The sequence below is a fragment of the Candidatus Enterococcus moelleringii genome, assembly GCF_017377575.1.
Taxonomy (GTDB): Bacteria; Bacillota; Bacilli; order Lactobacillales; family Enterococcaceae; genus Enterococcus_A; species Enterococcus_A moelleringii.
This window is the reverse complement of record NZ_JAFREM010000045.1, coordinates 1-10392: the sequence shown is the minus strand read 5'-3', so window position 1 is coordinate 10392 and position 10392 is coordinate 1. Positions and strand designations below refer to the sequence as shown.

The following is a 10392-nucleotide window of genomic DNA, read 5'->3' as shown; positions in this document are numbered from 1 at the left end:
ACTTCCTGCAAAGTTTTGCCATATACCGAACAATATTTCGTCTTTCCATTGGCCTTTTTTCCAACCGCATACCTCCCCTCCCATCTCTTGTCCTTTCGTCGATAAATGTTTTCGCCTCGACGCATTTGTCCACTTCCTCTCCATCACATTTGACGGTAATTTTGACGGTTTATAGAATTGCCTTTATTCTGGTCTTCCTTTAGGCACTCGACTATTTCTGTTTATAACCAAAGCACAAAAATGTTCATTTTAATTATTTTTAAAAAATATATTGCGTATTTTTTTATCGTAATCTATAATAAAACTAGCGAATGACCCCAATAACTAAAAAAACATAACTATATCGCCGTTTCCCCTTAGTCTTTTCAAGACCAAGATAGAAACCTCACATAATTGACGTTGATTCTCCCCAGATTCTTTTTTCGCAACTCAAACTTTTATCACTTTCTAATTATCCTATCGATACTTCGTAAAAAGAAAGAATCATTTTAATTTAAAAATTACGAAAATATTCTAAAATTCAATTCTTTCGTCAATTTATTTTAACATCAAACAACTAACCGTTATGTTTTTTTATAGTGTTTTCTATATTTCGCTTATCCTGTTATAGCAACTGACCTACATACAGACTCTCTTGAGAGCAAAAACATCGGAATCAACCACCCACTCGCCGTTGCCAATAGGCGATAATGCGCACAAAAAAGCCGAAAGTATCTTTTACGATACTTTCGGCTCTACTTATTTAATTAATTCAACACCCTTCCCGCACTCTCAAACGGATACCAACTATTATGGGTAATCTTCACCACATCCCCAGGCTGAGGTGCCTGAATAAAATATCCATCCCCAATATACAAAGCCACATGATGAGCCGGTCGTCCCCAAAATACCAGATCTCCTGGCTGCACTTCACTAATCGGAATTTCTTTAATAGAAGCCTGTTGCGCTTGACTCACCCGTGGAATCCCAATCCCATTCTGGGCAAAGACCCATTGCATCAATCCGCTGCAATCGAAGCCAGCCGGAGTCGTTCCGCCCCAGACGTAAGGAACTCCTAGATATTGTTTTGCCGACAGGATAATATCCTGTGCCTTCTGACTCATTTCTTCATTAGTCGCAAAGCTGGTGGTAATGTTCTCACCCAGAACAACCTGTTGCCACAAGGCTTCTTGTTGAGCCTTCAAAGCCAACTCCTGTTGCCGTTCCTCTTCCTGAATCTGTGCCAACAAAGCTTCATTATCCTTCAGTTCTTTCTCCAACTCGGCCTTACTAGCATTCTGCTTCTCAATCGTCGTCTTCAATAAATCCTGCGCTGCCTGGTACTCCTGCCGTTTCTTCTCCAAGGCCTTTTGTTGTTTGGTAATTGCTTCCACTAACTCAGTATATTCCTTGGCCCGGGCTGCGTCCGCCTTCTGGACCTTTTCAACACCTTTAACCGAACCCAGCATTTTCGACCAGCCATCCACCTTAAAGAAAGCTGCTTTCTGATTGGCGTCGGTCAGCTGAATTGCTCTTACTCGCTCTTGGATTTCTTTTTCCAGCACTGTCAATTTGTCGTTCATCCCAGTCACTTTCTTTTCCTGTTCCACCAGCTCTTGATCCAGCGTCGCAATCTGCTTTTCCAACTCTTCCTGTTGAACAACGGAAGTTGAGATTTCATCATTCAACTGGCTTAACCGTTCCTGCAACTGAGCAATACTCTGCTGGGTCTCCTCTTTCGAGTCAGCATGGGCTTCCAGCGAGAAGCCGAAAAACATGAACAAGACTAAAAGTACTATGTATCCTTTTTTGATGATCCTTACCCCCTTATCGGTAAAATCGCCCAATCGGTCTATTGATTGAGCGATGCTTCTTGATTTAGTTGGATGCTGAATAGTATATATGGGGATTCTGAGACTGGGTTTCCAGAATCCATTTCTGGTAAAACTCATCACTCAGCTTGTAGCCACGGCCCCACATAGTCGTAACAATCTCCCCGTTCACACCGTGCAGCTCGCACTTACGCTTCAACTTATTAATCAGGCAAGACAGCTGGCTCATATTTGACGGGGTATCGCCATCCCGCCACAAGTGTTCACACAGTTCTTTCCGCGAGGAAGCAACTTGCTCGGGGTACGCCTTCACTAAATATTCGAACACCTTCTTTTCGGTCTTAGAAAAGCTTTTAAACAAGTTTTCCAAATTGCTTGGTACCGTGGACAGAGTTTCCATTGGGAAGGAAAGAATCTGATTTTCCTGTTGATGCAGCTTCCGCAGGCTGCTTAATCGTTCTCGGGTATCTTCAAAGCCGGCATCCCTAGTCAGCCAATCCGCCAAGCCCAGCTCTTTCCATTGGACTTGTTCCTCTTCGCTGGGATAAGATTCCGTCACTCGCACTACCACCAGCGGATAACTATTCAAGTGCTCTAAGATTTCCTCCACTTCTTGATTGCACAAGTTTTCGCTGAGCAATACCAATTGAAAAAAAGCAAGAAAGGCGCCAGTTGCAGGATTTTTTAATCGACTTAACAAATCAGTGGAACACAGCGTTTCATAACTCAATCGCTGCAATTTCTTGACTAGCTCTTCTTCTGTCAACATATTCTTGGTTAAAATTAATGCGTGTTGCATACTATTCACCTTCTCTTTAGGTTTTCGGGATCTTCTTCTCTTTGACTGCCGGCTTTCCTTTTAAGTCGGGTTCCTCGATATCCACCAATACATTCCATAAAATCACCAACGTCACAACAACACAAATGCTCACCTGAATCCACAACTGGTCAAAATAGGATTCGGCCAGCTTGATACTAAAAATTGCTAACAGGAAACAAACTACTAAAACGATTGCCAATTGTATTTGTTTCAGCTCCTGTTGGATACGGTAGACTGTTTCCAATGGCACCCGCTTTTGTTTGGACACTTGGCGAATATTATTCTTCTCCACCAAAAGCCAAATGATTTCCCGATAGAGCTTGCGAGCTTCCGGTTCTTTACTGAATAAGGAATAGGCATCCTTGCTGCGATCCCGTTCTTTGCCTGCTCGGACGAGAAATGGGTGCAGCATGCGGTCATTCCGCAGCGACCAAAGAAAAATCTGGCGCCACTCCTCAATGGTCAGGGGAGGAAGGTTCAATACGTCTAAGCCTAATTCCAATTCCTCCAGCTTATCCAAGCAAGACAGCAGCTGCCGATAATCTCGGGAGACCACTTCCCAGGAGGTAATCACCAAACAATCGCCTGGCTGAGCAAAATTCAGCAGCGCTTGAAATTCACTGGTGGCTGAATAGATGGCCTCGATTTCCTGCTGCCCATCTGAAAAGAGCTCATCCACTGGATAATCTTCCAGCATATCCAATTGTTGGGTAAATTGGTACCCTCGTGCATAGCCCAAATTCATCGTTTGCGACCTCTTTCTTCATAGATTCCCCTTTTGTTTATGGGCTTTGGTGGTACTTTTCTCGCATCAGACTTAGGTCTTTGTCTAGCCATTCTACGGTACAGATGAGCAACGCGCTGTTCCAGCTTCTGTTGTGCCTGGAGTAAATTAAACAGAAGGTAGCTTTGAACCAGTAGTACTAGCCCTAGCACAAATAACAAAAGATATACCACCGATTGCTTCTTCCTTCCTTTTACTTAGTCTTTATTTTTCCTAAGTCATTTTTCTTATAGTCCCAGCTGTAGGGCTGCGGCTTGCCATCGTTGGTGCCGTTTGGTTCCAAATAGATAGTGATCCAGTGTTCTCTTTGATTGTAGATTCCTAAACAAGAAAGTGATATCTTAGCATCTGTCACTAGAGGCGCAGCAGCATGACTGGCTAAATCATTAGATATTCGGTAACCATTGTACTTGTAGAACTCTGGAATAACAGCCGACAATTGGACTTCATCGTTGTCATTGGTCAACTGACTGGTCGATACCACGACTGTCGTGAAGTCTGGATCATCTGCTTCCTTACCAGAAGTAACCGCCGTATTGACTTGGTAATTGGTATCTAGTGCTCCAGTAGTATGCAATTGATTCTGAATCGTCAGGTAGCCTTCTTTTGGAACAACCAGCTCACCATTCGGATTCTGGATGACTTGTCGCACATGCAAGTCAGCTCTTCTGATTGAATAGATTAACTTTCCTTCTTGATAGGTTTTTGAAACAGTATAACTAGTCTTTTCAACATCGCTCATATCGACGGCTTTGATAAAACTATACAATTCCAGTTCCTTTTCTTGAACCGTAATTTTGTTTCCGATTCGCAACTGTTGATCATAGAGAATATCCCCCTGCGCTAGCGCAGTTCCTCTATCATCGTAAGCCTTTAGCGAGACCTTTTGTGGGATCGCCGCTTTCCAACAAACATCAGTTATCTCTTCTTTTTCTTCTTGATTACCATATTGAGAGAACTCAACGTAGTATCCTCTGTTGTACAGTTGGTCATACATCGTCCCTCCAGGAAGATCATTCCAGTATTTGCTGTTCTTGTGTGCAAATTGTAATACAAACTCAGGGCCAGTAACTCTATCATTGTTAGGTTCTTCAGCATTAAATGCAGCATATGCCCCGTCGGGAGCATATGCTCCATCTATTCTTCTTTTTCCAACAAAAAAGATTTCTCCAGTCTCAGGGCCATTCGCCCAATACCAGTTATCCTTAGTAACATCGTATTCCTCAGTCACTGCAGGAATTTTGTCGTTGTCACTAATATTATCTCCATTCTTTAAAACACCTCTTGTGCCACCTAGCCAACCAGGATCTTTTGCAATATTATTGAAAATAAAATCATGTTCTTCTTCTGACGTAATAGTAGTCAAATATCCCGTTAATCCTTTATACCTCAGTTGCTTAGCACTATTATATGCCTGAAACCAAGTTTTTCCTGGCGCGGTCATTTCTGGCATAAAGACATAATAATGAGCTACTTCATTCTCATCAATCCACGATGTGTACACTTTTTCATGTAAAATCACTTTAATGCTACCTGATGTATTTACAGGATTCTTGATAGTGAATCGTAAATCCTCCATAAAATCTTGGATAGTTGCTACGCTATTATTGTTCTCCATCGCAAAACTAAAGGAATAGTAATCGTCCGTCTCACTGTTTTCAAACGAATACCAAGTGTTAGGTAATGTTAGAGAGTCAGAATAACCCTTAATTTCTGTATTTTTTGGAACCTGAATTTCTATAGACTTCATTTTATTATTAATAGAATTATCTATGACCAAATCAACAAATTTTGCCTCATCACCCGTTCGTTCGATTTCAAAATCAATAAGTTGAGTTAATTGGTCAATTTGTTGGCTAGAAACCTCGCTAATATTATTGGCTCGATCTACAGCAACCACATGCAAATACTTGCCAGAAGTGTTCTTCTCTGAAAGTGAAATTGTAGTCGCAGTTTCATATTGAAGAGAATGATCTTCCGGATCTGTAGGTGCTACATAGAGGCCTTCTGGATATCTAGCAACAGGAATTCTGCCATATTCATTCTTGTAACCTTCTACAGTCGATGTTAGAGTGGATTGCGCCGAGTCAGTTACTTCATAAAAGTATCCAGCGATATTACTCTTTATTTCTTCTTTAACCACATCAGACGTCAGTCTGCCACCTTGTGTATTTGCCTCCACATAAAACTGATAGTCTGTACCTCTGTCTACAGCATCTAATTTAATATTTAGTCCTTCATCACTGCCGCAGCGAATAATTGTCTCAGGTGTATTAGGAGCTACTTTGTCCTTTACTGAGTGATCAGAAGCATTATTTTCAAGAGATACTTGACCAAGATTGTAAAGAACATTAGCAATGATTTTGCGCTCATCTAATGTTGATTGACCACTACTATGCCCTGTTTGAATCATTGCGATGTTTTTGTTTGTTTTTAAATACCATCCGCCTCTCCATTTTCCACCCTCATCATATATTGAATTTATCGCGTCTTCAAATTCCATCCAAACTGTTCCAATCGATTTATCTGATAGTTCAACATTATGGGTTTGAGGTACAGTTAAGACTAGTTCATTCTGTAATTCAATAGGATACTTCATTAAATATCCGTCATTGATGATTTTTACTTTTTCTGAAATAGACCAATATTCCCAAGCAACTCCGCCTCCGGATTCCATATAACTTTCATGACCTATTCCAAGATAGTTACTTAGATCGTGAAAATAATTCCACCAAACACTTTGACTTTTTAGTAGGGTATCGTGTCCAAGTAAAACTCCTCGACCTGATGATAAAAATCTTATCGTTGCCTCAGCACTTTGGGTTGAAATATCTCTACTATTATTACCATCCCATGTTCCAAACATAATGACATCATATAAATACTCTCCTGATGAATTTTGCAAATAGTGATCTGGATCATTATTATATTCATTAATTGATAGTGGAGTAACTTGAATCAAATTTGTACCATCAGTCGCTTGTAAATTCAAACTATCCATCCAATTCTTCAATGTATTTGACTCAGATATATCTGGATATACATTCAACACACGGATACTTTTCCCATAGAGTATGGATCGATTCTCCCAATTTTCTCCATCCTCAGACTGAAATAGTCTGTAACCTGCCTGAGTCAAGTTATCTTGCGGATCCCAATCTAAATCTGCATAATTTTTCTTCACATCGGTTGAATTATCCCACCTATTCTCAGCCGTCAACCTAAAATCTCCAGGTGGACCAACTACATCTGATGCCTCTACTTTATCAACAGGCTCAGATTCTTCTTGAAAGAAATAATATCCCACTCCTACGAATATCACTGCTACTATCGAAGCAATAAGACTTCTCTTAAGTAATTTCTTTTTTCTTCGATTCATACCCCTAATCATTTTCCCTACCCCTTCTTTCAACACTTATCAAATCAATGTTCTAGTTGTAAAACACTCACCTCATGAGTGTTGCTTTTTCACTTTTCATGAAGGATACAGTGGGGAATCTGTATCCCTAGTTTTCTGTCTTATCTTGTAATGCATTATCTACAGCTTTTAATGGTGATCCATCTGCTGGTGTACTTCCTTGCCACCAAGCATCGCGATAAGCAAATTTCGCGCAATTAATGGACTCTACCTTCAATGTGATCTTAAAAGTAGTTCCATCATAACGGTTACTTAACTGGTCTGATAACTGAACTGCTTTGAATAGATAGCTGGTTTCTTTACCAGTACCTGGCTCAACAGCTTTATTGTAATAGCAATAGCCATCACCACCATCGATCCAATCAGCTGTAGCCATATCTTTTAATAAAATGTCAGTACCTATTTTCAAGGGTAAAACTTGTTCATTCGGCTCATCTCCAGCAATGACTTTACGTACTTCAGGCAAGACCATCACCCGAACAAACTGTTTAATCGTACCAGTATTTTCAATTCGTACTTGTTTAGGAACCGATTCACCTATCAGAGTTTCATCGATATCTTCATTGAACACTTCATCAATCTTGGTCTCAACTTGACCGATTCGGAAGTCATTTTCCTTCCGATCTTGAGCAGTCATCGCCGCGTATACCCAATAGCCTCCACCAATCACCAGGAGGATCAAGCCGACAGTGACGACGAAGTAAATGACACGTCGTACAGGTTTCTTTTGCAGTTTCATCTTGTTCCTCCTTGATTAGTAGAGTTTATTGTCATACATCTGATAGACATAACCACTAGTTGAAATCCCCCAATCAGATATCAATGAGCGAGTCACATCATGGGCATCCATTTCTGGAACCAATTTGTAGAGCGCGCCCTTATACTGATTGGCATAGGCTGGACTTAAAGAGATACTTTCCAATAGATTCGGTGTCACTTGACTAGGTGTCATGACCTCAGAATAATAGAAATAGCCGCTTTCGTAGTACCAGTACTCGCTGGCCCCATTTGGTGGAGGATTCGATTGATCGAACACCTTACTCGTTTGGAAAGCCAGTTCGAATGCTGGTAAAGGTGCATCTCTTGTTCCTTTATACTGATATGTTTTGTTTAACAGTGCATGATTCGCTTTGTAATACGTATTGGCATTTACTTCATAGGTATTTCCTGACACCCAAGTATCGGTTTTTTTCACATCGACAGGTACCGTACTAGGTGCAGGGTAGACCTTCAAATTCCCATTTCCGTCACCAACTCCATGATTATCTGTCTTGTCCGTTTCAAAGGCTATGAAAAATTCTTTTAGAGAAACTCGGACAACCGCTGGTGTTTCACCATCGTTTTTTACGCGAATCATTTTCTCTTTCTTCGTTCCCGGTGCCCATTGAAAAACTTGAGTAAAATCCTCCTCGATTACGGCAGAAAGCTTTCGAGAATTCCTTTTGGCTTGGTTGACCCGTTCATCAGCAGATGTAATCCAAGCGTAGGTGCTGCCCACAACTAATAACAGGCTTAACAACAGAGAAAAGCAGGCAAAAAGAGCCTTACTTTTAACAAATGTTTGGAGCAAGTGACGCAGCTTTTCTTTCTGACTCATTCCTGCCCCTCCTCTCGTCGTTTTCGCCACAAGAACAACGCAATCAATACCAGCAATAACCCAGAAAGAAATTGATAAACAATTTGTTCACCAGTTTGCGGCAGACGCTTCCCACTTTCAGAAGTACCGCCTCCGGTTGAACCGCCTGGCCCGGCCCTTTGACCAGTACGTGGCAATTCCCCCGAACTACTTGGTGTAGCCGGTCCTTCTGAGGTGCTTGGCGTCGTCGATGTAGATGGTTCTGTAGACTCGGACGGTTCAGTCAGCTGATCCTTCGTACCAATGAAGGTCCAGTAAAAGTACAAGGTACTCTCTTCACGTAAATCTTCCTTGGTCAGTTTAGGATCAATTGCGAACGTTGCCTGCAAGATCTTATCCGTGCCATATTTACAGACACCTAGTTCTAACGGTGTCTTCGTCCAGTCTCGACTGCCATCACCAAGTATCAACCCATCGTAAATCTCTTTTCCATCTAAGGTTAAGGTCATGTTTATGTGATACTTCCAATCTACAGACCCGGTGGAGTCCCTTTCTTCTACTAACATGCCTAAAGAAAAGGGCTCTTCCAAATCCAAACTGCGAATGGTGATTTCTTTTTCATACGTTTCGCCAGGTAGAATATCGACTAAATCAACGTAATATTCTCCGTCAGGAGTAGCGTAAATCCCATCAGAATCCCCGATTACCATGCCGGGAGGAAGTGCCTCAGCAGCATCTGCGGACAATATCCCAGTAAAAAGCCCTGAGAAGCACAGCAGTATGCAGAGTATAGCTTTGAGCTTACACAACTTTTTTCCACTCCTCCCCTTTTCATGGTTTATTCATCGCATTAAGGTGCTAATTTTGCACAGATTGCGCTAGTAATTGGCTTAGTTGTATCCAATTTCCAACCAGCAGTATCAGTCAAAGCCTCTTTTGTTGCTTGGACAGCTTCCATTTTTACAACTAAATCGTAAGAAGCGTTGGTGTATTCTGTGCCCATATCGTTTTCAAATACTAAGCTCTTCAATAAATCAGCAGTTGTAGCACCACTGTTTAATGGTTGAGTATAATAGAACCAGCCATCTTCTTCGTTGTATATCCAGTTGTTTGTTGCTGTAGCTAATCCAGCTTGATCAACAACAGCAGCAGAGTAATCAATCTTGATTGCGCTCTTGCTTAAACCACTTGTATCCGCTTGAACTGCTTTTTTCCCAGCTGCTATAGGGAATTGTGCAGCATTTGTTGTTATTGTAGCTGCAGGGATATCAGTAATTCCTAAAGTTGTTGTTTTGTAGTCATAATCTGTGTTGTAACGCTTACCAGCTGTTCCAAGCAAAGCGCTAGCTTCCAGATTTCCAGGATCCCCTGCTGCAATTCCATCAGCATTTGGCAAGCTAGATTTCGCCCAGTTAACGACTGTATTCTTGTAACCATTTTCGTAGTAACCATATTTAACTTCTGTTAAAGCAAAATTCCATTCATGAGCATTCAACTTAGCGCTGTTGTCTGATACAAATGCAATATTGTAAGTCATTTTTTGGTATTTATTCAACTTGGCATCGTAACCAGATGCTGGATCATTAGGATCTTTCCCAGCATTCGCTGGATCTGTATAGTATTCGTGCACTAATTTTGCTTCAAAGCTATTTCCGATATCACCAGTAGTTGGATCAACTGTTCTAGTACCTTTAACTAGCAACTTAACGTTGTCATCAGCTGGCGAAGTCAAACCAGTGATTTGAGCTACTGGAACAACTTTGAATCCGTCACTAAAAGCCTTGGCCCCATTAAAATTAATTGGCATATGTTTAGCCAAGCCAGGATCCTTATCTACGTTAACGTACTTAGCTCCAGCTACCGATGCAGGATCGTATTTTTCTGCACCTTTTTCTGTCAGATGTTTTAACACTTCTTCATAAGAAACCCGTACAAACACATTCGCAGTCCCGGTATTAGATACTGAAACTTCCTTTTTCGCTG

General features: G+C 41.2%; 8 protein-coding genes and 1 pseudogene. All 9 read right to left on the bottom strand.

The window, feature by feature from the left end; translation table 11 throughout:
* Positions 1-125: pseudogene (locus tag JZO70_RS22515) on the bottom strand (site-specific integrase); the annotation flags it as partial.
* Positions 126-746: 621 nt separating this feature from the next.
* A complete protein-coding gene (locus JZO70_RS21735; protein ID WP_242704081.1) occupies positions 747-1757 on the bottom strand; it encodes a C40 family peptidase in 1011 nt (336 codons plus the stop codon).
* 100 nt (positions 1758-1857) lie between these two features.
* Positions 1858-2610 (bottom strand): helix-turn-helix domain-containing protein, encoded by a 753-nt coding sequence (locus JZO70_RS21730; protein WP_207675797.1) that lies wholly within the window; start codon positions 2608-2610, stop codon positions 1858-1860.
* 16 nt (positions 2611-2626) lie between these two features.
* Positions 2627-3376: a recombinase family protein gene (locus tag JZO70_RS21725; protein WP_207675796.1), complete on the bottom strand. Its 750-nt coding sequence runs from the start codon at positions 3374-3376 to the stop codon at positions 2627-2629.
* 232 nt (positions 3377-3608) lie between these two features.
* On the bottom strand, positions 3609-6806 hold the full coding sequence (locus JZO70_RS21720) for a C-type lectin-like domain-containing protein (RefSeq protein WP_242704080.1): 3198 nt from the start codon (positions 6804-6806) through the stop codon (positions 3609-3611).
* A 115-nt stretch (positions 6807-6921) separates the two neighbouring features.
* Positions 6922-7572 carry a TasA family protein gene (locus tag JZO70_RS21715; RefSeq protein ID WP_207675795.1) on the bottom strand — a complete coding sequence of 217 codons (651 nt, stop codon included), beginning with the start codon at positions 7570-7572 and terminating at the stop codon, positions 6922-6924.
* A gap of 15 nt (positions 7573-7587) precedes the next feature.
* Positions 7588-8430 carry a BsaA family SipW-dependent biofilm matrix protein gene (locus tag JZO70_RS21710; protein WP_207675794.1) on the bottom strand — a complete coding sequence of 281 codons (843 nt, stop codon included), beginning with the start codon at positions 8428-8430 and terminating at the stop codon, positions 7588-7590.
* Entirely contained in the window at positions 8427-9218 is a 792-nt protein-coding gene (locus JZO70_RS21705) for an LPXTG cell wall anchor domain-containing protein (protein ID WP_207675793.1), read from the bottom strand. The genes JZO70_RS21710 and JZO70_RS21705 overlap by 4 nt, the downstream gene beginning before the upstream one ends.
* Before the next feature lie 41 nt (positions 9219-9259).
* On the bottom strand, positions 9260-10392 hold a 1133-nt coding region (locus tag JZO70_RS21700), incomplete at its 5' end, for a hypothetical protein (RefSeq protein ID WP_207675792.1).

Bases quoted from the DNA above. Each gene is read 5' to 3' on its own strand.
- JZO70_RS21735 (WP_242704081.1), bottom strand. From the start codon at position 1,757: ATGTTTTTCGGCTTCTCGCTGGAAGCCCATGCTGACTCGAAAGAGGAG.
- JZO70_RS21730 (WP_207675797.1), bottom strand. From the start codon at position 2,610: ATGCAACACGCATTAATTTTAACCAAGAATATGTTGACAGAAGAAGAG.
- JZO70_RS21725 (WP_207675796.1), bottom strand. From the start codon at position 3,376: ATGAATTTGGGCTATGCACGAGGGTACCAATTTACCCAACAATTGGAT.
- JZO70_RS21720 (WP_242704080.1), bottom strand. From the start codon at position 6,806: ATGATTAGGGGTATGAATCGAAGAAAAAAGAAATTACTTAAGAGAAGT.
- JZO70_RS21715 (WP_207675795.1), bottom strand. From the start codon at position 7,572: ATGAAACTGCAAAAGAAACCTGTACGACGTGTCATTTACTTCGTCGTC.
- JZO70_RS21710 (WP_207675794.1), bottom strand. From the start codon at position 8,430: ATGAGTCAGAAAGAAAAGCTGCGTCACTTGCTCCAAACATTTGTTAAA.